Here is a 22,879-nt window from a genome sequence, read left to right as displayed (position 1 = left end):
GCACACCTGGCAGAGCGTAGGCGAGCCGCGTGACGTGCCGCTTCGGCGCGGTTCCTCCGCGGCCCGACGCGGGCGGTGCGCGCCGTCAGAGTCCGGCGTCCGCGGGGCGGCGGGCGATCCACAGCTGTCGTGTCGAGCGCACCACGAGGTCGTCGCGGTGGCGCACGTCCTGCGCGCCGCCGTCCAGGAGCGTGTCGAGCGCCGCGAGGTCGGCGGCGTCGACGCGGCCCTCCACGGCTCCGCGGATGCGGTGCAGGACGCGGTGCGCGTAGAGTCCGGCGCTCGCGGGCAGCGGGGTCGAGGCGTCCAGGCGCAGATGCTCGGTGTGCTCGTACTCGACGCCGAGACCCGCCGCTGCCAACAGGGTGCCCCAGTCGGCTCCCAGGTGGGGCACCTGCTCGGTGTGGAGTGCGGTGAGCGCCGTACGGCACCGGTCCTCCAGACCGGTCCGGTCCGGCACGACGTCGTCCGGCAGGAAGCGCGGCATCCCGTCCAGTTCGGCGACGGCCACGTGCCCGCCGGGGCGCAGTGCTCCATGGATGACGGCGAGCGCCGCGGCCGGGTCGTCAAGGTGGTGGAGGGAGGCCGAGGCCCAGACGAGGTCCGCGCCGTCGATGCCCGGCAGGCTCGCCCCGGCGTCGGCCTGGACGGTCTCCACCCGTGCGGTCACGTCCCGCTCCGCCGCGGCCCTGGCGAGCTGTTCCAGCATGTCGGCGGAGCTGTCGACGGCGGTCACCCGCGCGTCGGGGAACTGCTTCAGCAGCGCGAAGGTGCCGGTTCCGCTGCCGGCACCGAGGTCCACGATGTGCCGGACGTCGTCCCCGGCCAGCTCCGCGACCCGGGCGGTCACGGAGGCGAGGTAGCTCGCGAACAGTTCGGCGTCGAGGTCGAGGATCTCCGCGAGGCCGTCCGGGCCGGGTCCGTGCTGGTGCGCTTCCCCGTGGCCGCCGTGCGCGTGGGTGTGTGCGTGGGTGCTGTGAGCTGCGGATACGTCGTGCGTCATGGGTCCGACGGTACGCGCTCTTGCCCTCGGCGCATTCCGATTTGCCCATGACGCAAGAAGCCCGCGATCTCGACGGCGTGCTGCGCAAAAAAGCTCGGCTGTACTGGGCGGGAGCGTCAGGGGGCGGTGGCGAGGCCGACGAGGTGCCGGGCCGTGCCGGCGGGGTCGACGAGCTGGTGGAGGTGTGCGCCGGGAAGGTGTGCCACGCGCCAGCCGCGTGCGCGCGCCTCGGCGCAGAGGTCTTCGTACGGCGGGCCGAACAGCAGGTAGGAGCAGGGGTGGTCGTCCCAGCCGTCGGGCACGGGGATGTGCTGCTCGTAGTAGGACAGCGGCAGGGTGGGCTGCTCCTCGACGACCGTCCGCCGCATCGCGGGATCGGCGAACATCGGGGCGGTGTCGGCCTCGTCCCACCAGTCGGTCCATCGCGGCAGTACGCCGTCGACCGCCATCGGGCGGAGAAGGTCGAGCAGTTCCGATGGCGCGACGGGGGTCGGTCCCGTCCGGGCCGGCAGCGCGGCGTCGACGAAGACCGAGCCGGTCACCGGTTGGTCGAGGCCCGAGCGGATCACGGGGAGGAACAGGCCCGCGTTGCTGTGTGCCACCAGGACGACGGGCTGGTCGGCCGGGACGTGCCGGAGGTCGTCACGGACGGCGCGGACGATGCCGGGCCAGAAAGGCGGAGCGTCGGCGGCCACGTGCAGCAGGGACGGCACCCGCGCCTGATGTCCCGCCGCTCTCAGGCGGTCGGCCACCGGGCGCCAGGTCGCGGGACCCACGGACGGGCTGTGGACGAGCACGAAGAGTGGCTGCATGGGCCGATCCTGTCGGCCTCGGCGGGACGGCCGCGCCCGTCTTGGCCGACAGCAGAATCCCTGGCCCCGCATGACGCGTACCGGCGTCCGGCCGGCAGCCGGGCGCCGATGCCTGTCAGTTCCGGTCGGACCTGATCACGTCGGTGCGGCCCGTCCGAAGCGTCTTGCCCCGACGCAGCCTGAAAGGCGCGTAGAGGACGAGCGCGGTGCCGAAGGCCACGTAGTAGCCGAGGTCCGCGCCGTGGAGCGCCTCGGCGACGGGCCCGACGTAGAGGGCCGTGTCCATGAAGGGAACGGTGGCGGCGAAGGCGGCGAGGAACGCCAACAGCGCGGGCAGAAAAGGTTGTTGACGGGCCTGTTCCTCGGCCAGGTCGATGTCGGCGCCGCCTCGCTCACGGGCCCGGGCCCGCCAGTCGACGAGGACGACCGCCACGAACCCGGGAATCCAGTAGCCCACGAACAGGAGCACGTTCTGGAAGCGGGCGGCAGTGTCCGCGGCGTGCATCCACAGCACCAGCGGGAAGCCGAGGAGCGCGGCGAGACCGGCGGCGAGCGGGCGCGGCAGGCGCGCCCCGATGACCTGCAGGGCGAGCGAACCGCTGTAGTCGTTCATCGCGTTGCTGCACAGCGCGGCGAGCGCCACGGCCAGCAGTCCGACCGAGCCGATCACTCCACCGCCGAGCAAGGTGTCGACGCCCTGGGCGGTCTGGTCGGTGAAGACCGAGGCGCCCCAGAGCCCGAGGGCCTGAACGGCGGTGAACGACACGACGACGCCGGACAGCGTGCACCAGAACATGCGCGCCGGGGAGGTGGCGCGCGGCAGGTAGCGGCTGAAGTCGCTGGCGTACGGAGCCCAGGAGATGGCCAGGCTCAACGCGATCGTGGCGGTCAGGACGAACGCGCCGAAGCGGTCGGCACCGTGCGCGGCCCCGTGGCCGGCCGGGGTGACCCCGGCGTCGGCAAGGCGGACCGCCAGGGCGCAGAAGGCGATCGCCAGAACAGCCGTCATGCCCTTCTGGAGGCGGTGGATCGCCTCGTAGCCCAGCGCGCCGAGCGCTCCTTGGGCGGCCATCATCACCAGCGCCCCCAGCCAGAACGGCCAGCCGCAGAGCCGTGCGAGGGCGTCGCCGCCGAACAGGCCGATGAGCGCGTCCCAGGCAATGGACGACAGCCATTGCAGGGCGCCGGGTACGACCACGCCCCGCCCGAAGGCCAGCCGCGCGAGCGGCAGTTGACCCGCACCGGTGCGGCTGCCCCAGGTGCCGAGGTAGGCGGTGGGCACGGCGCCGAGCACGGTGCCGACGACCACCGCGGCGAGGGCGGTGGCGAAGTCCAGCCCCAGGGCGATCCCGACGGTGCCGGTGAAGACGCCGCTCATGGTCAGGTTCGGCGCGAACCAGACGGTGAACAGCCGTCCGGCGCGCCCGTACCGGTGGCTCTCGGGGACGGGGGCTATGCCCCGCGCCTCGGGGCGCCAGTCCCCCGGTGCGACGGGCATGCGCCCGTCGAAGACGGCCGCGCCCGGCGCCTCGGCGGCGTGCGGCTCCATGGAAGCGTGCGGCATCGACATCGCTGACATCCCTCCGCCAGTGCTAACTGGTTCAGGTTCTACGGGTGTGATCTCAGCCCCGTCGCTGTCGCGGGGCACCCCGTGTCGGGCAGTACCGGAGCGAACACTAGCCGGTCCTTCGCCCTGCGCTCGCCCCACCCCCATGACCTCCGATAAGCCCCGCTTATGGCGCGATTCGCCGTCAGACCCTGCGCTTATGCTCGTGAGTGCCGGGCAGGCCCGCCCGGTGATCACGGTTCAGGAGTGGTGCGATGAAGACCATCGGGTTGATCGGCGGGATGAGCTGGGAGTCGACGGCGGAGTACTACCGGCTGCTCAACGAGCTCACCCGGGACCGGCTCGGCGGACTGCACTCGGCGCGGTGCGTGCTCCACTCGGTGGACTTCGCGGAGATCGAGCGGTTGCAGGTCGAGGGCCGCTGGGCGGAGGCCGGACGGATTCTCGCCGCGGCGGCCCGGAGCCTGGAGGCGGCCGGCGCCGACATGCTGCTGATCTGCACCAACACGATGCACAAGGTCGCCGACCAGGTCCAGGCGGCCACGGCTGTCCCCCTGATCCATCTGGCCGACGCGACCGCCGACGCCGTACGTGCGGCCGGACTCGGGCGGGTCGGCCTGCTGGGCACCGCGTTCACGATGGAGCAGGACTTCTACCGCGGCCGCCTCGAACAGGGGGGCCTCGACGTCCTCGTGCCCGATGAAGCGGGCCGGGCGCTCGTGCACCGGGTGATCTACGAGGAGTTGTGCCTCGGCGTGGTCCGCGACGCGTCGCGCGCCGCGTATCAGAAGGTCATCGCGGGACTCGTCGATGCGGGCGCGCAGGGAATCATCCTCGGCTGCACCGAGATCGAGCTGCTGATCGGTGCCGAGGACAGTCCCGTCCCCGTCTTTCCGACGGCACGCCTGCATGCCGAGGCAGCCGTGACGGCCGCGTTGGGCGACGCCGCGTCCTGAACCAGCGGCTGCCGGCTCCGCGGCGGCCGAGCGGGCCTGCGTTCAGGACGCCCGCTCCCCCAGTCCCTCCGGGGCCCAGTACGCCTCGACGGCGTCCGTGACGGAGCCGTGGACGCCGCCCGAGAGGCAGTCGGCAGCCGCGGTGTACAGCGCGGAACGCACCACGGCGCTCGCGACGACAGCGAGGAACCCGTCCCCCGACATGGCCTCCGCCTCCAGGCTCGCCCGGACGAACGCCCGGGCCGCGCCGATGTCACAGCGCTCGGCTCCCGTGAAGTCCACCACGAAGACCTGCTGTCCGGTACGGGCCATGCGCGTCAGCAGACCGCACAGCTCGGCCGCCGCGCCCTCGTCGAACTCGCCGACGACATCGACGACCAGGACACCGCCGTCTTCCCAACGGGCCGGGAAGCTCACCCGCGCTCGTTCCATCTTCGACCCCTCAGCCATAGGGCCGCACGGCCCCTATCGGCTGCGCCTACCCCCGATCCGGGAAGCCACGCCCCCTTGTGTGCCGGGCAGGCGATCAGCACGCCGACACCGCTGGAGTCGCACGGCGCGAGACCTTCGAGATCGAGGACGAGTTGCCGGACCGGGCACAGGTCGATGCCGGGCAGCGCGGCGCGGACCTCGGGCGTGGTGTGGTGGTCCAGCTCCCCGGTCGGTTCCCTGCCGTGGCGGGGAATCGTGGCGCCGCTGTTCCCATCGTGTTCCCCAGAACCTGAATGACTCGGTCAAATGCGGGAACCCCGCCCAGACCAGGGCAGAGAACAGGGCTGACGCCCCGAGCCCCTCCCGGGAGGGTTCGGCAGTGAGCTCGCCACCCCGCTCTCCGCCCGCTCGTGGAGCGGGCGGAGAGCGGGGCCCTCGCCCGGTCACGAAGCGGGTGGCCGCCGATCGCCGCATGCGCTGTCGCCCCGGTGGCGATCCAGACGCCGCTCGAGTTCCGCCCGGATGCCCGCGGAGAGGTCCCCGCTGCACCCCCACTCGATCAACGCCTCGGCCACCTCACGCAGCTTGACGTTCGTGTTCATGGACACCTCGCGGAGGATGTTCCATCCCTCCTCCGGCGTGTGCCGGCCGACCGCCACGATGATGCCGATCGCCTGGTCCACCGTCGCGTGCGCGTGGATGGCGCGCCGGAGCTGTTCGTTCTCCTCTTTCAGCGCGGCCACCGACACCTCCGCGCCCTCCGCCGGATCGGCGCCTTCGCCTTCAGGGCTCATCACGACCTCCGCGCTATTGTCGGGACGGGGTACCGCTCGGCCGGGCAGTGCTGTCTCCATGGGGCGGCTTGTTTCACACTCTCTCCCACTTTTCACGCCGCGCAATGCCTTGCGTAACGCATCGGCATGCCCTCGACATATTCGCACCTGTGCGGTTTGACGTCCCGAAAAGTGGTGAGCAGCACAGGAGTTGATGCGGGAGGTGCAGCATGGTTCCGAATCTGGGCCAGAACGGCCAATGGGTGCGTACGCGCACGGAGGCCGACGCGAAGGTCCTCATCGAGGAGAAGCGCGCCGAGCAAGAACGCTCCCTGCACATGGGAACCGGCACCCTGGTGCTGACGGGCGCGGTCGTGCTGTTCATCATCGCGTGGGCCGTGTACGGGACGCCGCGCTGAGTGCTCCTCTCACGGGTGCCGGGTCGATCCGTCGGCAGCGCGGCATCTGATGCACGCCACCCCGGTCCCCTACGACCCCAAGCTCCGCAGGCTCAGCACCAGGTCGCGGGGCAAGCCGTGCGTGTCGTGCAGATAGTGCAGGTCCTCTTCGTCGAGCGGGCCCTGGAAGCGCGGGCGGGCCAGCACCTGTCGGCCGCGCTGGAGAAGCCGGCGGAACCGCTGTTCCTCGTCGAGGAGAACCCCGCGCACCTCGTCCGGGTCCGTGGTCTGCCGGAAGTGGTCCAGGGTGTGGCGCACCAACTCCCCCGGAAGGTCGCCCAGATGAGGTGAGGGGTCGTCGCGCCACAAGACGGTGAGGGCACGCCGCACCAGCCGCCGCAGCACGTAGTCGCGTCCCGTGTTGCCCGGCCGCACTCCGTCCCCAATCACCACGATGGCGGAGCGCAAGTGGTCGCAGACGATACGCAACGACGGTTCGTCCAGGTCCCACAGGGACGGCACCAGGTCGCGCCACGGCGTGAAGACATCGCATTCGAACACGGAGTTCTTGCCCTGGAGCAGTGAGGCCAGCCGCTCCAGGCCGAGGCCGGTGTCGATGTTGCGCTGCGGCAGCGGCACGAGGGAGCCGTCGGGAAGGCGGCGGTGACGCATCATCACGTGGTTCCACACCTCGACCCAGCGGTCGTCACGGGTGGGCGTCGACCGCGGTGGGGTGTCGCCGGTCCAGACGAAGATCTCCGAGTCGGGTCCGCACGGGCCGGTCGGGCCGTTGGACCACCAGTTGTCCTCGACGGTGAGCTCCACCGGGACCCCGAACTCCTGCCACACGCGCAGGGAGTCCGTGTCGGGGCCCACTTGCTCGTCGCCGCCGAAGACCGTGGCGTGGATCAGGCCCGGGTCGACACCGAGCCCCTCGGTGAGCAGTTCGTATCCCCATACGAGGCTCTGGGGGCCTTCGTAGTCGCCGAGCGACCAGGTGCCGAGCATCTCGAAGACCGTCAGATGCGTGGGGTCGCCGACCTCGTCCACGTCCGTGGTCCGCAGACAGCGCTGCACGTTGACCAGCCGCCGCCCCAATTCGTGCGGCTTCCCTTCGAGGTACGGGGTGAGGGGATGCATGCCCGACGTGGTGAACAGGACGGGATCGCCGGGCGGCGGCAGGAGTGTGGAGCCGGTGATGCGGCGGTGGCCGCGCTCCTCGAAGTACTCGACGAACGTACGGATGATCTCTTCGGTGTTCATGGGGTGTGGCTCCTTCGCGACTGAGCGGGGAGGCACCGGACACGGGGTCCGCACGATCATCGGAGACCGGAGCGGGCAGGGAAGGGACTGCCACGGAATCCTCGGCGGGCCGTCTCCGGTCGCCGAGGAAGAACTGAAGAACGTCAGGCGGCAACCGGCGAGCTGGTCGCTCGCGCGGTTGCGGTGGCACTTCGGCCGATGACGTTCATGGCTCCACGCTAACGCGGCCCGCGCGGGAACCACACCTGCTTTTCGACTCGCCCCGGCGGCGAGGCCCGGCCGGCGCACGAAGGAGAGCGCGGCGGCCTGCACGCCACCGGAGTCGGTCACGTCGCGCAACCAGGCGGCGCCTGGCTCGTTGACCGGACATGGCCGAGATTGATGCGATCAACAGCTTGGCGCACCGCGTCCCGGTGCAGCCGCACTCCCGCACCGCGCCGGACGGCACGCTCCGGAAGCCGCCGCAGCAGCCCGAGGAGAACGCCGTATCGGCGCAGGCCGAGGAGCAGATCTGCTGCAACCGGTGGTCCACCGTGATCTATTGACCCAAACCGCAGTCGTCCGCCGCCGGGAACGCCTCAGACGGGCTCACGGGTCGAGGCGCGCCGCAGCAGCGTGGCGGGAACGAGCCGGTGCCGCGCCGCGGTCTCCTCCGTCCGCGGGTTCTGGATCACGCCGATGAGCAGCTCCGCGGCCTGCTTGCCGATCTCCTCGGGCGCCAGGTCGAGCGCGGTGAGCGCGGGACGGGCGCTGCGGGCGAACTCACCGTCCGCGCCGACGACGATCTGGACGTCCTGCGGCACGGCGAGACCCAGTTCACGGCAGACGGCGAGCGTGGCGAAGCCGAACTTCTCCATCACCACGTACAGCGCGTCGGGACGGTCCGGGCGGCTGAGCAGCCGGTGCGCGGCCGCGGTGGAGTCGGTGCCGGGCTCGGCGCGGTCCATGAGCACCGGATTTCCCGTGCGCGCACACCAGTCACGGTAGGTACGGGCGGCGTCCTCGTCGTAGGACTGCCCGGTCGATCCGGTCAGCAGACCGATCCGGCGGGCCCCCGTGGCCGCCAGATGCTCGAAGGCGGCGACGGCGCAGGTGGACAGTTCGTTGTCGACCCAGGGGAAGGCGTCCTTGCGGGACAGGTCGCGGCCGGTGGTGACCACGGGCACACCCATGTCCGACAGCCGCGTCAGCAGCGGGTCGTCGGTGAGCGGGTCGATGACGATGGTGCCGTCGAGCGGGAGCGAGTCGAAGGGGCGGCCGTCGAGGGAGGGCGGGACGAGCACGAGGGAGTAGTCGTGCGCCATCGCCGTCCAGGTCGCGGCGTTCACGATCTTCACGAAATACTCGATGTCGGTGATGCCGCCCTCGACGGCGGTGCGGTGCGTCAGACCGAGCAGCCCCGTACGGGCGCCGCGCAGCCCCCGGGCATTGGGGTTGGCGCGGTAGCCGATCTCGGCCGCGACGGCCAGCACCCGCTCGCGCGTCTCGGCGCCGACCCGGCCGACCCCGTTGAGCGCGTGCGAGGCGGTGGTGACCGAGACTCCGGCCCGCCGGGCCACCTCGCGCAGGCCGCCTCCCTTGGCCGCCCCCTGGGCGCGGGGGCCCCGGGCCGCTCCGTTCCGCTTCGGCTCTGTGACGTCTGACATGGCGGCGAGCTTACCGGTTGACTGCCAAAACGTTTAGGCAGTACCGTCCGGACCGTTGCCAAAACGTTTGGGCAACAGGCTCGGCGTTCGCACCGGACCACTCCCGTGCCGCCTGCCGCTCCCCCGCACACCGCCGTGCGCCCCTCCGGTTCGCACCGGACATCCCCGTACATCACCGTCCCGTCCCTCCAGGCCGGGACGCGAGTCCGCAAAGGACGCCTGCCGACCATGGCCGAGGCCACCACCGCCGCCCCGCCCGGATCCTCCGAGCCCGCCACGCCGACGTCCGTCTTCACGGTCGAGCAGCGCGGCATCGACGCCGTCCCCGCCGCCGAGCGCCAGGGCGGGCCCAGCCGCCTGTTCGGCCTGTGGGCCGGGACCAACACCACCGTCTTCACCGTCGTCTACGGAGCGCTCGTCGTCTCCTTCGGCCTGTCGTTCTGGTACGCGGTCGCACTGATCGTCGTCGGCAACGTCCTGGGCTTCACCGTCACCGGCCTGACCAGCCTCCAGGGACCGCGCACCGGAACGTCCACGCACTCCGTGTCGCGCGCCGCCTTCGGGCCGCGCGGCGGACGGCTGCCGGCCCTGCTGAGCTGGGTCATGCTGGTCGGCTTCGAGGCGGGCGGCATGGTGCTGATCGTCCTCGCCGGCCTCGCGCTCCTGGAGCAGGCCGGTGTCACGGCCGGCACCCCGCTCAAGCTGCTGGTCATCGCGGTGGCGGCCGGTCTGCAGATGCTGCTGCCGCTGTCCGGCTACCACCTGATCATGAAGGTCCAGAAGTACTTCGCCTGGATCTTCGCGGCGATGTTCGCGGTCATGGCGTTCCTCGTCGTGCCCAAGGCCGACTTCGCCGCGCACGGCGCCGCCCCGTCGCTGGTGACGATCTCCCTGGTGCTCGCCATGGTGACCGCGTCCGGCGGCCTGTCGTGGGCGGACATGGGCAGCGACTACTCGCGCTACCTGCCCGCCGACTCGGCGCCCCGCAAGGTGTTCACCTGCGCCGCGCTCGGCGGCATGGTGCCCAACATCCTGCTGCAGATCCTGGGCGCGGCCGTCGCCACCGCGACGACGAACGCGACCGACCCGATCTCCGGACTGCCCGAGGTCCTGCCCGGCTGGTTCATCACCCCGTACCTGCTGCTCGCGATCGTCTCGCTGCTCGCGGTGAACACCACCGACATGTACTCCTCCGGCCTGAACCTGCTGGCCGTCGGCATCCCGATCAAGCGCTGGATGGTCGTGTTCATCGACCTGACCCTGTGCACGGCGATCACCCTGTGGGCCGTGTTCTCCGCGGACTTCTACACCTTGCTGTCGAACTTCCTCAGCCTGATCGTGCTGTGGCTCGGTCCGTGGGCCGCCGTCTACCTCACCGACTGGGCGCTGCGCCGCGGCCGCTACGACGTCCCCTCGCTGTTCCCCGAGGAGACCGGCCGCGACGGCATCTACTGGCACAAGGGCGGCGTCCGCCCCGCCGGCCTGATCGCGGTCCTGCTCGGCTTCGTCGCCGCGGTCCTCTGGGTCGACTCCACGGTGTTCGTCGGGCCGCTGTCCGACGCCGCCGGCGGCCTGGACCTGTCGGTGTTCGCGGGCGCCCTCGTCGCGGGTGTCGCGTACTGGCTGCTCGCCCGCCGCACCGTCCGCGCCGAGGCCGCGCTCACCCCCTCCGCCTGAGACTCCCCTCCTTCTCCGCCCTCTCGTACGCGCTCTGGAGCGAACCCCATGAACCACCCCAGCCTCCGCGACCTCATCGACGCCTCCGAAGGTGTCGTCAAGGCCGACCGGATCATCAAGGGCGGACAGCTCGTCAACGTCTGCACCGGCGAGATCTACCCGGCCGACGTCGCCATCACCGGCGACCGCGTCGCCGCCACCGGGGACGTCAGCGCGTACGAGGGGCCCGGCACCGAGATCGTCGACGCCACCGGCAAGTACCTCACCCCGGGACTCATCGACGGCCACCTGCACCTGGAGTGCTCCAAGCTGTCGGTCACGATGTTCGCCGACGCGGCCGTCCGGTTCGGTACGACCTCGGTGGTCTCCGGGCTCGACCAGTTCCTCGTCGTCGCCGGCCTCGACGGCGTGCGCGAGGCGCTGCGCGAGGCCGACGCGAGCCCGATGAAGATCTTCTGGGGCGCGCCGTTCAAGACGCCGTACACGCTGCCCGAGACGACCGTCGGCTTCACCTTCGGACCGGACGACCACGCGCAGGCGCAGGGGCAGGCGGACTGCTTCGGCGTGTGGGAGACCGTCGCCGAGTTCGTCCTCAACCGCGACGAGAAGGTCCTCAGGGCCCTCGAACTCGCCCACCGCAACCGGCTGCCGATCTTCGGCTGCGCCCCGATGGCCGCGCAGACCACCATCAACGCGCTGTCGGCCGCGGGCGTCCGCCTCGACCACGAGAGCTACACCGCCGAAGAGGCCCTGGAGAAGCTGCGGGCCGGCATGTCGCTGCTGATCCGTGAGTCGTCGGTGGCGCACTTCATGAACGAGAACGTGCGCACCATCACCGAGTTCGGGGCCCAGTCGCGCCGCGTCGGGCTGTGCACCGACGACATGCACGTCGCCGACATTCTGCGCGAGGGCCACCTCGACAAGCTGGTGCGCATGGCGATCAAGGCCGGGGTGCGGCCCGTCGAGGCGATCCAGATGGCGACGCTCAACTGCGCCGAGATGTACCGCATCGACCACCTCGTCGGCTCGATCACGCCGGGCCGCTACGCGGACGTGCTGATCGTCGACTCCCCCGAGTCGTTCCAGGTGGAGCGGGTGTTCTCGCGCGGTGAGCTGGTCGCCGAGGACGGGCGTACGGTGAACGCCCCGCGGCCGCCCGAGCGGACCCCCGCCCTCTCCCCCGCCTTCCAGGTCGCGCCGGTCAGCGCCGAGGGCATCGGTGTCGTCGCCGAGGGCTCCTCGGCCCGGGTGCTCGTCGTCGAGATGGACCGCACGGTGCCGTTCGTGCGCAAGGGCGTCGAGCTGACGCTCCCGGTCGTCGAGGGCACGGTCCGCGCGGACCTGGACCAGGACGCCCTGTACGTCACGGTCTCCGAGCGCTACGGGAAGAACGGCGGCGGCACCGCCACCGCGATGATCAACGGGTTCGGTCTGCGCTCCGGTGCCATCGCCTCGTCGGCCGCCCCCGACGACAACAACATCATCTGTGTCGGCGCCGACCGGGCCGACATGGCCCTCGCCGTGAACCACCTGGCCGAGCACGGCGGCGGTCAGATCGTCGTGGAGAACGGCGAGATCAAGGAGTTCCTGCCGCTCCCGGTCGCCGGCATCGTCGCCGACCTGCCGCCCGAGGAGATGGCCGACGCCGAGGACCGTCTGGAGGCCGCCGCCCGCGCCCTCGGCTGCGAACTGCCCTCCGCGTTCGGCTACTTGATCTTCCTGGAGATCACCGCGATCCCCGAGTACGCCGTCACCGACCTGGGCGTCGTCAACTACCACACCCAGGACGTCGTCGACATCCTGCGCCCCGCCGCCAACTGACGCCGCTCTCCGAGGAGTTCACCACCATGACTGTCGACGCGTTCATCGCCGGCCTGCCCAAGTGCGAGCTGCACCTGCACATCGAGGGCACGCTGGAGCCCGGCCTGAAGTTCGCTCTCGCCCGGCGCAACGGCATCGAGCTGCCGTACGCCGACGAGGCCGCGCTGCGCGCCGCGTACGACTTCGACGACCTGCCCGGCTTCCTCTCGGTGTACTACGAGGGCATGACCGTGCTCCGTACCGAGCAGGACTTCTACGACCTCGCGGCGGCCTACGCGGCCAAGGCGCACTCCCAGAACGTGCGGTACGCGGAGATCTTCTTCGACCCGCAGGCCCACACCGCGCGCGGCGTGGCCTTCGACACCGTCATCCGGGGTCTGACCCGGGCGCTGGACGACGCGGAGCGGGCGACCGGCTTCAAGGGCCGTCTGGTGATGTGCTTCCTGCGGGACTTCCAGGCCGAGTTCGCGATGGCGACGCTCGTCCAGGCGCTGCCCTACAAGGAGTGGATCGTCGGCGTCGGGCTCGACTCGGACGAGGCGGGCAACCCGCCGGTGAAGTTCCGTGCGGTGTTCGCCCGGGCGCGCGCCGAGGGCTTCCGGCTGACGATGCACTGCGACGTCGACCAGAGGAACTCCACGGAGCACATCCGCCAGGTCATCGAGGAGATCGGCGTCGACCGCATCGACCACGGTGTCAATGCCCTGGAGGACCCCGCGCTCGTGGCGCGGATCCGCGAGCGGGGCCTGGGGCTGACGGTGTGCCCGATCTCCAACGCCCATGTCACGGACGGGACGAAGGCCGCCGAGATCCGCGCCCTGATGGACGCGGGCGTGAAGGTGACGGTCAACTCCGACGACCCGGCGTACTTCCCGGGCTACGTGGCCGAGAACCTCGCCGCGCTGCGCGGGCCCGCCGCCCTGTCCGACGAGGACCTCGTGCGCCTCCAGCGCAACGCCATCGAGATCTCGTGGGCGGCGCCCGCGGTTCGCGAGCAGTTCCTGGCCGAACTGGCGGCGTACCAGGGCTGATCGCGCCCCGAGATCCGGAAGTGAGACCACGGCAGGCCCGGTCCGGGCCTGCCGTGGTAGCTTGCAGCCGCTGTGCGCCATGACGCCCCGAGGAGGTGAGACCGATCGACACTGCGACAGGTCGGGCCTCCTCGCTCTCCCGCATGGCCTAGGGAGCGCCCGCAAAGGCATCCCGAAAGGCGTGAGCGTCATGCGCTTCACTTCTGAGACGTCGCCCGACGGCGTCACCGAACAGCTCTTCACCCTCGGCGAGATCCCCGGCGTCCTGTGGACCCCGCAGGGAGCCGACGGCCCGCGACCTCTGATCGTGCTCGGTCACGGCGGCGGTCGGCACAAGAGGGCTCCCGAGGTGCTCGTCCAGGCGCACCGCTTCGTGACCGTGTGCGGTTTCGCCGCGGTGGCGGTCGACGTCCCCGGTCACGGCGACCGGCCCACGGACCCCACATACGACCGGATCGCCGAGGAGAACCGGGCGCGGGTGGCGGCCGGTGCCGAACTGGCCCCGCTGATCGCCGACTTCCAGGCGCTCGTGGCCCGGCAGACCGTCCCGGAATGGCAGGCCGTGCTCGACGCGGTCCAGGATCTGGGCACCGTGGGACCGGGACCGGTGGGCTACTGGGGTGTGTCCCTGGGCTGCGGGCTGGGCGTTCCCTTTGTCGCCGCCGAGCCCCGGATCCGGGCGGCCGTGCTCGGTCTGGGCGGGGCGCTCGGGTCGGCCGGGGCGGCCGCGCGCATCACCGTGCCCGTCGAGTTCCTCGTGCAGTGGGACGACGAGCGGGTGCCACGGCACCAGTGCCTGCGGCTGTTCGACGCCTTCGCCTCGGCCGAGAAGACCCTGCACGCCCATCCCGGCAAGCACGGGGATCTGCCGGAGTGCGAGACCGACAGTGCCGTGCGGTTCTTCCGGCGGCACCTGGGCTGAGGCCGGCCCGGTCCGTGTCCCGCCGTCGGCGGGACACGGACCGCGGGAGTCGCGTCAGACGTTGACGCCGTAGTCCTGGGCGATGCCGCGCAGTCCCGACGCGTAGCCCTGACCGACGGCACGGAACTTCCATTCGGCGCCGTGCCGGTACAGCTCGCCGAAGACCATGGCCGTCTCGGTCGAGGCGTCCTCGGACAGGTCGTAGCGGGCGATCTCCTGGTTGTCGGCCTGGTTCACCACGCGGATGAAGGCGTTGCTGACCTGGCCGAAGCTCTGGCCCCGGCTCTCCGCGTCGTGGATGGAGACGGGGAAGACGACCTTCGCCACCTGCGCCGGCACAGCCGAGAGATTCACCTTGACCGACTCGTCGTCGCCCTCGCCCTCACCCGTGAGGTTGTCGCCGGTGTGCTCGACCGAGCCGTCCGGGCTTGTGAGGTTGTTGTAGAAGACGAAATCGCGGTCGGACAGGACCCTGCCGTCCTCGCCGCACAGCAGCGCGGAGGCGTCGAGGTCGTAGTCCGCGCCGGTCGTGGTGCGCACGTCCCAGCCCAGGCCGACCAGGACCGCCGTCAGGCCGGGGGCCTGCTTGCTGAGCGAGACGTTGCCACCCTTGGCCAGGGAAACACCCACGGAACTTCCTCCATGTATTCGAGTGCGAACTGATCGGGCCTGCGCGTCGCCGCGCACCGGCCGTCACCTGGCCAACGTCGACGCTCCCTCCATCATTCCATTACTTGCGCAATACTTAAAATAATTGCCACGACGAACGCCGGGGCGGGGTGGCCGGCATCCCTGCCCGCCACCCCACCCCGACACCCGCACCGGCCTCCCGGTCAGAGATCGAACTCGTGCGGCGGCAGCCCCAGCATCTGGCACGCCTCACGCACCACGCCCTGCTCCGTCTTGTCGAAGTCGCCGTCGGCGCCGCCGATGACGATGCCGATCTGCACGACGGCGCGCGCCTCGGCCTCCTTCTTCTTCGCCTTCGCGACCTCCTGCAGGACGCTGACCTTGCCGAAGTCGAAGTCCGCGACCAGCTTGTCGAGGTTGGCCTCGAAACGGCGCTGCAGGTCGTCGGCGGGGAAGTTCTGCAGCACCTCGTTGCTCATGATCAGCTGCGCGACGCGGCGCCGCTCGGACGGGTCGATGGTGCCGTCGGCGGCCGCGACGAGCGCACACATGGCCATCGAGGCGTCGCGGAACGCGCCGGACTTGAGGTCGTTCTTCTTCGCCACCAGCTGCGTCTGCATCGTCGACGCGGATTCCTTGATGCGGTCCCACAGGGCCACGGGTACTCCTCCGGTTACGGTCTTAGTTCTACAGCCGTGTAGAAATTAGCAGAGTGCGGGAGGCAGGACGCGCCGGTCACGCCGGCGCGGGCGCCGCGGGCCCCACCAGTTCCGACAGCACGTCCTCCATCGTCACGAAGCCGATGACCGTGCCCTTGTCGCCGACGACCGCGGCGAGATGACTGCCCTGGGCCCGCAGCGCGGTGAGCGTGTCGTCGAGCGGGGTGTCGATGCGGACCCGGGTCAGCGGATGCAGGGCCGCCCGTGGGAAGGGCAGGTCGCGGTCGGCGCGTCCGAGGGTGTCCTTGATGTGGAGGTAGCCGAGCAGCGCCGCCCCGTCCTTCCCGGTGACGGGGAAGCGCGAGTACCCGGCGTGCGCCGCGACGCGCTCCAGTTCGCCCGGGGTGATCTCCCGCGTCACCGTACGCATCCGCTGGGCCGGCACGACGATCTCGCCGACCGGCCGCGTGCCCAGCTCCAGCGCGTCCCTCAGCCGTTCACCGTCGGCGCTGGACAGCAGCCCGGCCTCGCTGGAGTCGAGCACCATCCGCGCCAGCTGATCGTCGGTGAACACGGCCTCGACCTCGTCCTTCGGCTCCACCTTCAACAGCTTCAGCAGGCTGTTGGCGAAGGAGTTCACCCCGAACACGACCGGCTTGAGGACGCGCGTGACGGCGACCAGGGGCGGGCCGAGCAGCAGCGCCGTGCGCGCGGGCGCGGCCAGCGCGATGTTCTTCGGCACCATCTCGCCGAACAGCATGTGCGCGTACGTCGCCACGGTCAGGGCGATGACGAACGAGATCGGGTGCACGAGGGCGTGCGGCACATGGACGGCTTCGAAGCCGGGTTCGAGGAGGTGGGCGATGGCGGGTTCGGCGACGGCGCCGAGGACCAGCGACGAGACGGTGATGCCCAGTTGGGCCGTGGCCAGCATCGCGGAGATGTGTTCGAGGGCCCACAGGGTGGAGCGGGCCCGCTTGTCGCCGGCCTGGGCACGCGGTTCGATCTGGCTGCGGCGCACGGAGATCAGCGAGAACTCGGCGCCGACGAAGAACGCGTTGGTGAGCAGGGTGAGCGCGCCTATGGCGAGTTGCAGGACGGTCATCGTGGTCATCGGGCGTCCTCCGTCGGCTGTGCCTCGGCAGCGGCCCGTGCGGGCTCGGTGATACGGACCCGGTCGGCCCGGTGGTGCTCCACGTCGAGCACGGCCAGCTCCCAGCCGTCGAGGCCGACCGTGTCGCCCGGGGCGGGAATGCGGGCGAGGCGGGTGGCGACGAGTCCGGCCACGGTCTCGTACGGGCCCTCCGGCGCGGCCAGGCCGATCGCGGTGAGCTGGTCGATGCGGACACCGCCGTCGGCCTCCCAGGCGGCACGGCCGTCCGGCGCCGGGCCGACGGGCTGCAGGTCGGGCGCGCCGGCGGGGTCGTGCTCGTCGCGCACCTCGCCGACGACCTCCTCCACGATGTCCTCGACGGTGGCGACCCCGGCCGTACCGCCGTACTCGTCGATGACCACGGCCATGGTCCGGGTATCCCGCAGCCGCTCCAGGAGCCGGTCGGCGGGCAGGCTGTCCGGCACGAGGAGGGGTGGCGTGGCCAGCTCGGTGACCGCGGTGAGCTGCCGCTTCTCCGGCTCCAGGGCGAGGGCGTCACGGATGTGGACGGTGCCGATGACGTCGTCGAGGCTGTCGCGGTAGACGGGGAAGCGGGACAGGCCGGTGGCGTGCGCGAGGTTCGCCGCGTCGGCGGCCGTGGCATGCACTTCCAGAGCCTGGACGTCGACGCGCGGCGTCATCACGTTCTCGGCACTCAGTTCGCTCAAGTGCAGCGTGCGGACGAAGAGTTCGGCCGAGTCGGCCTCCAGGGCGCCGGCGGCCGCGGAGTGCCGGGCGAGCGCGACGAGTTCCTCCGGGGTCCGGGCGGAGGCCAGCTCCTCGGCGGGCTCCAGTCCGAAGCGGCGCACGAAACGGTTCGCCGTGTTGTTCAGATGCCGGATGAACGGGGCGAACGCCGCGGTGAAGCCGCGCTGCGGCCCGGCGACCACCTTGGCGACGCCGACCGGCCGCGCGATCGCCCAGTTCTTCGGCACCAGTTCACCGACCACCATGAGAACCACCGTGGACAGGGCGACACCGAGCACGGAGGCGACCGACGACGCGGCGCCGCCCAGTCCGGCCGCCTCCAGCGGACCGCGCAGCAGCACGGCGAGCGAGGGTTCGGCGAGCATGCCGACCACCAACGAGGTGACGGTGATGCCCAGTTGGGCTCCGGACAGCTGGAACGTCAGACGGCGTACCGCCTTCAGGGCACCGCCGGCGCCCCGCTCCCCCGCCTGCGCCGCGCGCTCCAGGTCGGCACGTTCGACGGTGGTCAGGGAGAACTCGGCCGCCACGAAGAGGGCGCAGGCGAGCGTGAGGAGCAGCGCGAGCGCGAGCAACAGGATCTCGGTCACCGCTCCACCCCCGCCCGCGCAGCGTCGGTCTCGGTCGGCGGGCGGGGCACGGCGCGCGGCCGGCTACTGGGAGGCTCACCCATCGCGGGCTGTGACTCCTTCTCGTTCGGGGGATCGGGCGACCCCGGGCCGCCGTCGGTCGACGGCCCTTTTCGGACTTTCCTGCGGCCGGGCCCGGCGCGCCACGCGCGCGCGACCCGCAGCCGCCTATGCTTCTACGCGCTTGTAGAACGTAGCGGGCGTCACCGGGGTTCCCCGCGCCCGCATCACCCTCGTAACGCTCGTACGCACATAAGGGAGTGAACGCCTCGATGGTGTTCAAACGACTGCTCGGCTCGCTCGGCGTGGGTGGCCCCACCGTCGACACCGTCCTCGCCCCCGGCGCCGTCGCCCCCGGCGGCACCCTTTCCGGCCAGGTCCATCTCAAAGGCGGCAGCGCCGATTTCGACATCGAGCACATCACGCTGGAACTGGTCGCCCGGGTCGAGGCCGAGCACGAGGAGGGCGAGAGCCAGGGCGTCGTCGCCTTCGACCGGGTCCTGGTCGGCGGCGGGTTCCGGCTGACCGAGGGCGCCGAGCACAGCGTCCCGTTCAGCGTGAGCCTGCCCTGGGAGACCCCGATCACCGAGCTGTACGGGCAGCAGCTCGGCATCGTGCTCGGAGTGCGCACGGAGCTCTCGGTCGCCGGAGCCAAGGACAAGGGTGACCTCGACCAGCTCGCCGTCGGCCCGCTCCCCGTGCAGGAGGCCGTTCTCGAAGCCTTCGGTCAGCTCGGCTTCGGCTTCAGGTCCGCGGACCTCGAGTACGGCCGCATCGCGGGCACCGGTCAGCAACTCCCGTTCTACCAGGAGATCGAGCTGACCCCCGCGCCCCAGTACGCGCACGCGGTCGACGAGATCGAGGTGACCTTCCTCGCCACCCCCGGCGGCATGGAGGTGGTCCTGGAGGCGGACAAGCGCGGCGGGCTCTTCTCCTCCGGCCACGACACGGTCACCCGGTTCACCGTGGGCCACGACGGCGTCCACCACCAGGACTGGAACACGCTCGTCGACGGCTGGGTACGGCAGTTGGTCGAGCACCGGTCCGCGTACGGCGGCCACAGCATGTACGGGCAGAGCCAAGGCGGGCACCACGAGGATCACGCGCACCACGACAACGGCCACGGCCACCGGTCCGGTCCGGGCGTGGGCACGGCCGTCGCGATGGGGGCGGCCGGGCTCGCCGTCGGCGTCGTCGGGGGCATGGTCGCCGCCGAGGTCGTCGACGAGGTCGGGGACTTCTTCGAGGGCGACGAGGACGACGAGGGCGGTGAGGACTGAATGTTCGGCATCAGTGAGATAGGCATCGTCCTGATCGTGATCGCCCTCGTCCTCGGCGCGAAGAAGCTGCCCGAACTGGTCCGCTCCATGGGCAAGTCCGCGCGCATCCTCAAGGCCGAGGCAAAGGCCCTCAAAGAGCCGAAGGAGGACGGCCCACCGCGCGTCATCCCAGGACAAACGGTATCGCCGCCCTCACCGGAGGACCCGAAGCCGTAACCGGGGCGGTGCCGTCCGCCCGCGACAAAGTTCTGTCCGACCCCTTCTGCGTACCGACTGGTCGGTACTAGCCTCGCGCCGGCGAGCACGCACTGTGGCGTGCCGTCGACCAGCACACTGGGAGGCAAGGTGTCGATTTCGCCACCGGCGACGACAGAGCCGCGTACGACAAGGACGGCACCATCGGCGCTGCGGGCCATGGGCGGACGACGACTCGACCGCTATCCCGAACGCGGGGCGCGGTACTGGTACCTGGGGATCGTGGTCCTGGTCACGATCGTTCTCTACTACCAGCTGTACATCCAGTACGCGGTGTCGACAGCCATCATCAGCCAGTACCACATGACGTTCCTGTACTTCGTGTACATCTCGGTGGCCGCCAACGCGGTGGGCGCGTTCTCGTCACTGGTGGCGGGCCTCGCCGACCGCTGGGGCAGGGCCAACATCGTGGTCTACGGGCTTCTGGCGGTCGGCCTGCTCACCACGTTCGCGCTGCCCAACGCGCCGGGCAAGGTGAGCTATCTGCTCATCTACTCCGCCGTCGCGTTCGTCGAGGGCATGATCCTGGTGGCGACCCCGGCGCTCATCCGTGACTTCTCGCCCCAGCTGGGCCGCGCCTCCGCCATGGGCTACTGGACCATGGGACCGATCATCGGCAGCCTCGTGGTCACCGCCGTCACCTCCCGCACGTACGGCGGCGGCACCACCTGGCAGGACGAGATCCGCTTCGCCGGCATCAGCGGTCTCGTCCTGTTCGTGATCGCCCTGTTCGGGCTGCGGGAGCTCGCCCCGGCGCTGCGCGACCAGATCATGGTGAGCCTGCGCGACCGTGCGCTGATCGAGGCCCGCGCGAAGGGGATCGACACGGACACGGCGCTGCGCGGCCAGTGGCGGCAGATGATGCGCCTCGACGTCATCGGCTCGGCCGTCGCGATCAGCCTCTACCTGCTCCTCTACTACGCCGCCGTCGGCAACTTCGTGCTCTACTTCGCGACGACCTTCGGCTACTCGGCACAGCGCGCGAACGCCCTGCTGAACTGGTACTGGGGCGCGAACGCGATCTCGCTCGTCGTCGCGGGCCTGCTCTCCGACCGACTGCGGGTGCGCAAGCCGTTCATGCTGCTGGGCGGGCTCGGATCCATCGCCTTCACCCTGGTGTTCACCCTGCGCGCCACCGAACCCCACACCGGCTACTACACGTTCGCCCTGATCGTCGCGGGCATCGGCGTCACCAGCGGCATCGCCTACTCCCCCTGGATGGCGAGCTTCACGGAGACCGTGGAGCGGCACAACCCGGCGGCCACCGCGACCGGGCTCGCCATCTGGGGCTGGGTCGTCCGCATCACGGTGGCCCTGTCCGCCGCCTTCGTCCCCCTCGTGGTGAACACGGTGACGCCGCTGATCGAGCACGGGCCCGCGGTCGAGCGGGCCTCCGTCCAGGCCGCACCGGCGCTGGCGGTGACCGAGGCACACCCGAAGCTCTTCGCGGAGCTCGGCGCCTACGCACCGGACAAGGTGCCCCCGGCCCTGCTCGCCCGTGCGGAGAAGGAGGTCGGCGCCGAGCAGCTCAAGACCGTGCAGGAGGCGGCGCCGCAGCTGAAGATCCTGCGGGAGCACGGCGCCGAGGTGCAGCAGGCGAGCGCCGACAACCCCCGCAAGTGGCAGACCTGGTGGTGGGTGTGTCTGGGCGGGCAGGTGCTGTTCCTGCCGTTCGTCTTCGTCATGACCGGCCGCTGGCGGCCGCGCGACGCGCGGCGGGACCTCCAGGCGCACGAGGAGGCGGTGGCCCGGCAGGTGGCCGAGATGCAGGACGGCACGCAGGAAGGACGCACCGCATGACCGGCACGCGACTGCACGAACTCGGCGCCCTCGAACAGGCCGCCGCCGTCCGCAAGGGCGAAGTGAGCCCGGTGGATCTCGTGCGCCACCACCTCGCCCGCGTCGAGCAGTACGACGAGCGCTTCGGCGCCTTCGTGACGCGCACGGCCGAGGCGGCCCTGTCCGAGGCGGCCGCCCTCCAGGAGAAGGGATCCGCCGGGGAACCGTCGGCGCTGTTCGGCGTGCCGACCGCGGTCAAGGACCTCGTCGACACGGCCGGGGTCCGGACCACGTACGGATCGAGGGCCTTCGCCGATCACGTGCCCGCCGTCGACGCGCACAGCGTGACCCGGATGCGCGCGGCCGGCACGATCAGCCTCGGCAAGACCAACACCCCGGAATTCGGCTGCTGTTGCTACACGGACAACGACGTCGTGGGCCCGGCCCGCAACCCCTGGGACCCGACGCTCTCCGCCGGGGGTTCCAGCGGCGGGGCCGCGGTGGCGGTGGCGCTCGGTCTGGTCCCCGTCGCGCACGCCAGTGACGGCGGCGGCTCCATCCGGATCCCGGCGAGCGTCTGCGGCCTGTTCGGGATCAAGCCCTCGCGGGGCCGCGTCAGTTCGGGCCCGTCCGGCACCGACGTCACGGGGCTGGCCGTACAGGGTCCGCTCGCCCGCTCGGTGCGGGACGCGGCGGCCCTGCTCGACGTCCTGGCCGGGCCCGAGCCGGGTGATCCGCACTGGGCGTCCCCGCTGCCGGACGGCGAGACGTTCCTCGGCCACGCCGACCGCTCCCCCGGGCGGCTGCGCATCGGCCGGTACGCGACACCGGTCGCCGAGGGCGTCACCGTGGATCCGGCGTGCCGGGCGGCGTGGGACCACGCCGCGCGGCTGCTGGAGGATCTCGGGCACGTCGTCGAGGACATCCCCAACCCCTTCGGACCCGAGATCACCGACCACTTCATCACGACGTGGAGCGTGCAGTCGCTCGGGCATCCGCTGGACGCCGAGCGGGAGGAGCTGTTGCGTCCGGTGACGCGGGCCTGGCGGGAGTACGGGCGCGGGGTGTCGGGCGCCCGGTTCGCGGCGGCGGTCACGGGCATGCAGCACGCGGCGCGCCGGGCGGTCGGGGCCACCCAGCAGTACGACGTCGTGCTCACCCCCACCCTCGCCTGCCTCCCGCAGACCATCGAGCACTTCGACGAGTCCGGCGACCCCCTGGTGAACCTGCATCGGCAGAGCGCTTTCAGCGCGTTCACCAGCCCGTACAACATGACGGGCCAGCCGGCGGTCAGCCTGCCGCTGTACTGGACCGACGACGACCGGATCCCCGTGGGTGTCTCGCTCGTGGGCCGGCCCGCCGACGAGGCCACGCTGATCGCGCTCAGCGCCCAACTGGAGGAGGCCTGCCCCTGGCGGGACCGGTACGCACGCCTGCTGGCGCCGTGACGGCACGCGGGCGGCGCTCCCGCCCGCCCCGGTGACC

At 71.2% G+C, this 22,879-nt stretch carries 23 protein-coding genes and 1 riboswitch; of the genes, 11 read left to right on the top strand and 12 right to left on the bottom strand.

The features are described from left to right. Positions 1-85 precede the first annotated feature (85 nt). From ACVHNB_RS18070 to ACVHNB_RS18060, 3 genes are all read right to left on the bottom strand, one after another. Positions 86-1,003: a class I SAM-dependent methyltransferase gene (locus ACVHNB_RS18070; protein WP_456228605.1), complete on the bottom strand. Its 918-nt coding sequence runs from the start codon at positions 1,001-1,003 to the stop codon at positions 86-88. 116 nt (positions 1,004-1,119) lie between these two features. Then, positions 1,120-1,815, bottom strand: a complete 696-nt coding sequence (locus ACVHNB_RS18065) for an alpha/beta hydrolase (protein ID WP_456228604.1) — start codon at positions 1,813-1,815, stop codon at positions 1,120-1,122. Between the two features lie 115 nt (positions 1,816-1,930). Continuing rightward, the gene (locus tag ACVHNB_RS18060) at positions 1,931-3,385 is read right to left on the bottom strand and encodes a purine-cytosine permease family protein (protein WP_456228603.1); all 1,455 of its coding nucleotides are present in this window, start codon (positions 3,383-3,385) and stop codon (positions 1,931-1,933) included. Then, positions 3,377-3,477: riboswitch (TPP riboswitch) on the bottom strand. It overlaps the preceding gene by 9 nt. 159 nt (positions 3,478-3,636) lie before the next feature. Between ACVHNB_RS18060 and ACVHNB_RS18055 the strand changes: the two genes are divergently transcribed. Then, positions 3,637-4,338, top strand: coding sequence for an aspartate/glutamate racemase family protein (locus ACVHNB_RS18055; RefSeq protein WP_428950115.1), 702 nt, complete (start codon positions 3,637-3,639; stop codon positions 4,336-4,338). 42 nt (positions 4,339-4,380) lie between these two features. Here the strand turns inward: ACVHNB_RS18055 and ACVHNB_RS18050 are convergent, their stop codons facing one another. The 3 genes from ACVHNB_RS18050 to ACVHNB_RS18040 all read right to left on the bottom strand — a co-directional run bounded on the left by ACVHNB_RS18050 (position 4,381) and on the right by ACVHNB_RS18040 (position 5,624). Continuing rightward, positions 4,381-4,770, bottom strand: a complete 390-nt coding sequence (locus ACVHNB_RS18050) for an STAS domain-containing protein (protein ID WP_428950116.1) — start codon at positions 4,768-4,770, stop codon at positions 4,381-4,383. Then, complete coding sequence (locus tag ACVHNB_RS18045; protein WP_456228904.1) at positions 4,752-4,940, bottom strand: hypothetical protein; 189 nt, start codon at positions 4,938-4,940, stop codon at positions 4,752-4,754. Before ACVHNB_RS18045 ends, ACVHNB_RS18050 begins: the two co-directional genes overlap by 19 nt. Positions 4,941-5,213: 273 nt before the next feature. Then, entirely contained in the window at positions 5,214-5,624 is a 411-nt protein-coding gene (locus ACVHNB_RS18040; protein ID WP_428950117.1) for an ANTAR domain-containing protein, read from the bottom strand. A gap of 149 nt (positions 5,625-5,773) precedes the next feature. Here ACVHNB_RS18040 and ACVHNB_RS18035 point away from each other — a divergent pair, with 149 nt between their 5' ends. Then, positions 5,774-5,962, top strand: coding sequence for a hypothetical protein (locus ACVHNB_RS18035; RefSeq protein ID WP_456228602.1), 189 nt, complete (start codon positions 5,774-5,776; stop codon positions 5,960-5,962). Between the two features lie 69 nt (positions 5,963-6,031). On the opposite strand, the gene ACVHNB_RS18030 is transcribed toward ACVHNB_RS18035, so the two are convergent. After that, positions 6,032-7,204 carry an alanine--tRNA ligase-related protein gene (locus ACVHNB_RS18030; protein ID WP_456228601.1) on the bottom strand — a complete coding sequence of 391 codons (1,173 nt, stop codon included), beginning with the start codon at positions 7,202-7,204 and terminating at the stop codon, positions 6,032-6,034. 368 nt (positions 7,205-7,572) lie between these two features. Here ACVHNB_RS18030 and ACVHNB_RS18025 point away from each other — a divergent pair, with 368 nt between their 5' ends. Beyond that, positions 7,573-7,749, top strand: a complete 177-nt coding sequence (locus ACVHNB_RS18025; protein ID WP_428950120.1) for a hypothetical protein — start codon at positions 7,573-7,575, stop codon at positions 7,747-7,749. 33 nt (positions 7,750-7,782) lie between these two features. Here ACVHNB_RS18025 and ACVHNB_RS18020 read toward each other — a convergent pair whose 3' ends face one another. Then, positions 7,783-8,850 carry a LacI family DNA-binding transcriptional regulator gene (locus ACVHNB_RS18020; protein WP_428950121.1) on the bottom strand — a complete coding sequence of 356 codons (1,068 nt, stop codon included), beginning with the start codon at positions 8,848-8,850 and terminating at the stop codon, positions 7,783-7,785. Between the two features lie 228 nt (positions 8,851-9,078). On the opposite strand from ACVHNB_RS18020, the gene ACVHNB_RS18015 reads away from it, so the two are divergent. The 4 genes from ACVHNB_RS18015 (at position 9,079) to ACVHNB_RS18000 (ending at position 14,301) form a co-directional block, all read left to right on the top strand. Next, positions 9,079-10,527, top strand: coding sequence for a purine-cytosine permease family protein (locus ACVHNB_RS18015; RefSeq protein ID WP_428950122.1), 1,449 nt, complete (start codon positions 9,079-9,081; stop codon positions 10,525-10,527). A 48-nt stretch (positions 10,528-10,575) separates the two neighbouring features. After that, on the top strand, positions 10,576-12,348 hold the full coding sequence (locus ACVHNB_RS18010) for an adenine deaminase C-terminal domain-containing protein (protein WP_456228600.1): 1,773 nt from the start codon (positions 10,576-10,578) through the stop codon (positions 12,346-12,348). A 26-nt stretch (positions 12,349-12,374) separates the two neighbouring features. Then, complete coding sequence (gene add / locus ACVHNB_RS18005) at positions 12,375-13,379, top strand: adenosine deaminase (protein ID WP_456228599.1); 1,005 nt, start codon at positions 12,375-12,377, stop codon at positions 13,377-13,379. A gap of 190 nt (positions 13,380-13,569) precedes the next feature. After that, the gene (locus ACVHNB_RS18000) at positions 13,570-14,301 is read left to right on the top strand and encodes a dienelactone hydrolase family protein (protein ID WP_456228598.1); all 732 of its coding nucleotides are present in this window, start codon (positions 13,570-13,572) and stop codon (positions 14,299-14,301) included. Between the two features lie 54 nt (positions 14,302-14,355). Here the strand turns inward: ACVHNB_RS18000 and ACVHNB_RS17995 are convergent, their stop codons facing one another. The 4 genes from ACVHNB_RS17995 to ACVHNB_RS17980 form a co-directional block, all read right to left on the bottom strand. Continuing rightward, entirely contained in the window at positions 14,356-14,931 is a 576-nt protein-coding gene (locus ACVHNB_RS17995) for a TerD family protein (protein ID WP_428950126.1), read from the bottom strand. Between the two features lie 203 nt (positions 14,932-15,134). Then, on the bottom strand, positions 15,135-15,590 hold the full coding sequence (locus ACVHNB_RS17990) for a tellurite resistance TerB family protein (protein ID WP_428950127.1): 456 nt from the start codon (positions 15,588-15,590) through the stop codon (positions 15,135-15,137). A gap of 76 nt (positions 15,591-15,666) precedes the next feature. Beyond that, entirely contained in the window at positions 15,667-16,695 is a 1,029-nt protein-coding gene (locus ACVHNB_RS17985) for a hemolysin family protein (protein ID WP_456228903.1), read from the bottom strand. A 5-nt stretch (positions 16,696-16,700) separates the two neighbouring features. Next, positions 16,701-18,041 carry a hemolysin family protein gene (locus ACVHNB_RS17980; RefSeq protein ID WP_456228597.1) on the bottom strand — a complete coding sequence of 447 codons (1,341 nt, stop codon included), beginning with the start codon at positions 18,039-18,041 and terminating at the stop codon, positions 16,701-16,703. Positions 18,042-18,352: 311 nt separating this feature from the next. Between ACVHNB_RS17980 and ACVHNB_RS17975 the strand changes: the two genes are divergently transcribed. The 4 genes from ACVHNB_RS17975 (at position 18,353) to ACVHNB_RS17960 (ending at position 22,842) form a co-directional block, all read left to right on the top strand. Beyond that, the gene (locus ACVHNB_RS17975) at positions 18,353-19,360 is read left to right on the top strand and encodes a sporulation protein (protein WP_456228596.1); all 1,008 of its coding nucleotides are present in this window, start codon (positions 18,353-18,355) and stop codon (positions 19,358-19,360) included. Further along, positions 19,361-19,576 carry a twin-arginine translocase TatA/TatE family subunit gene (locus tag ACVHNB_RS17970; RefSeq protein WP_456228595.1) on the top strand — a complete coding sequence of 72 codons (216 nt, stop codon included), beginning with the start codon at positions 19,361-19,363 and terminating at the stop codon, positions 19,574-19,576. Positions 19,577-19,774: 198 nt separating this feature from the next. Then, complete coding sequence (locus ACVHNB_RS17965; protein WP_428950131.1) at positions 19,775-21,415, top strand: MFS transporter; 1,641 nt, start codon at positions 19,775-19,777, stop codon at positions 21,413-21,415. Beyond that, entirely contained in the window at positions 21,412-22,842 is a 1,431-nt protein-coding gene (locus ACVHNB_RS17960; RefSeq protein WP_456228594.1) for an amidase, read from the top strand. The genes ACVHNB_RS17965 and ACVHNB_RS17960 overlap by 4 nt, the downstream gene beginning before the upstream one ends. The last annotated feature ends 37 nt before the right edge of the window (positions 22,843-22,879 follow it).

This window comes from Streptomyces sp. YJ-C3 (genome assembly GCF_053891275.1).
The sequence above is the reverse complement of the archived record's forward strand: the minus strand, read 5'-3'. Positions and strand labels throughout refer to the sequence as shown.

Bases quoted from the DNA above. Each gene is read 5' to 3' on its own strand.
- ACVHNB_RS18070 (WP_456228605.1), bottom strand. From the start codon at position 1,003: ATGACGCACGACGTATCCGCAGCTCACAGCACCCACGCACACACCCAC.
- ACVHNB_RS18065 (WP_456228604.1), bottom strand. From the start codon at position 1,815: ATGCAGCCACTCTTCGTGCTCGTCCACAGCCCGTCCGTGGGTCCCGCG.
- ACVHNB_RS18060 (WP_456228603.1), bottom strand. From the start codon at position 3,385: ATGTCGATGCCGCACGCTTCCATGGAGCCGCACGCCGCCGAGGCGCCG.
- ACVHNB_RS18055 (WP_428950115.1), top strand. From the start codon at position 3,637: ATGAAGACCATCGGGTTGATCGGCGGGATGAGCTGGGAGTCGACGGCG.
- ACVHNB_RS18050 (WP_428950116.1), bottom strand. From the start codon at position 4,770: ATGGAACGAGCGCGGGTGAGCTTCCCGGCCCGTTGGGAAGACGGCGGT.
- ACVHNB_RS18040 (WP_428950117.1), bottom strand. From the start codon at position 5,624: ATGGAGACAGCACTGCCCGGCCGAGCGGTACCCCGTCCCGACAATAGC.
- ACVHNB_RS18035 (WP_456228602.1), top strand. From the start codon at position 5,774: ATGGTTCCGAATCTGGGCCAGAACGGCCAATGGGTGCGTACGCGCACG.
- ACVHNB_RS18030 (WP_456228601.1), bottom strand. From the start codon at position 7,204: ATGAACACCGAAGAGATCATCCGTACGTTCGTCGAGTACTTCGAGGAG.
- ACVHNB_RS18025 (WP_428950120.1), top strand. From the start codon at position 7,573: ATGGCCGAGATTGATGCGATCAACAGCTTGGCGCACCGCGTCCCGGTG.
- ACVHNB_RS18020 (WP_428950121.1), bottom strand. From the start codon at position 8,850: ATGTCAGACGTCACAGAGCCGAAGCGGAACGGAGCGGCCCGGGGCCCC.
- ACVHNB_RS18015 (WP_428950122.1), top strand. From the start codon at position 9,079: ATGGCCGAGGCCACCACCGCCGCCCCGCCCGGATCCTCCGAGCCCGCC.
- ACVHNB_RS18010 (WP_456228600.1), top strand. From the start codon at position 10,576: ATGAACCACCCCAGCCTCCGCGACCTCATCGACGCCTCCGAAGGTGTC.
- add (WP_456228599.1), top strand. From the start codon at position 12,375: ATGACTGTCGACGCGTTCATCGCCGGCCTGCCCAAGTGCGAGCTGCAC.
- ACVHNB_RS18000 (WP_456228598.1), top strand. From the start codon at position 13,570: ATGCGCTTCACTTCTGAGACGTCGCCCGACGGCGTCACCGAACAGCTC.
- ACVHNB_RS17985 (WP_456228903.1), bottom strand. From the start codon at position 16,695: ATGACCGTCCTGCAACTCGCCATAGGCGCGCTCACCCTGCTCACCAAC.
- ACVHNB_RS17975 (WP_456228596.1), top strand. From the start codon at position 18,353: ATGGTGTTCAAACGACTGCTCGGCTCGCTCGGCGTGGGTGGCCCCACC.
- ACVHNB_RS17970 (WP_456228595.1), top strand. From the start codon at position 19,361: ATGTTCGGCATCAGTGAGATAGGCATCGTCCTGATCGTGATCGCCCTC.
- ACVHNB_RS17965 (WP_428950131.1), top strand. From the start codon at position 19,775: ATGGGCGGACGACGACTCGACCGCTATCCCGAACGCGGGGCGCGGTAC.
- ACVHNB_RS17960 (WP_456228594.1), top strand. From the start codon at position 21,412: ATGACCGGCACGCGACTGCACGAACTCGGCGCCCTCGAACAGGCCGCC.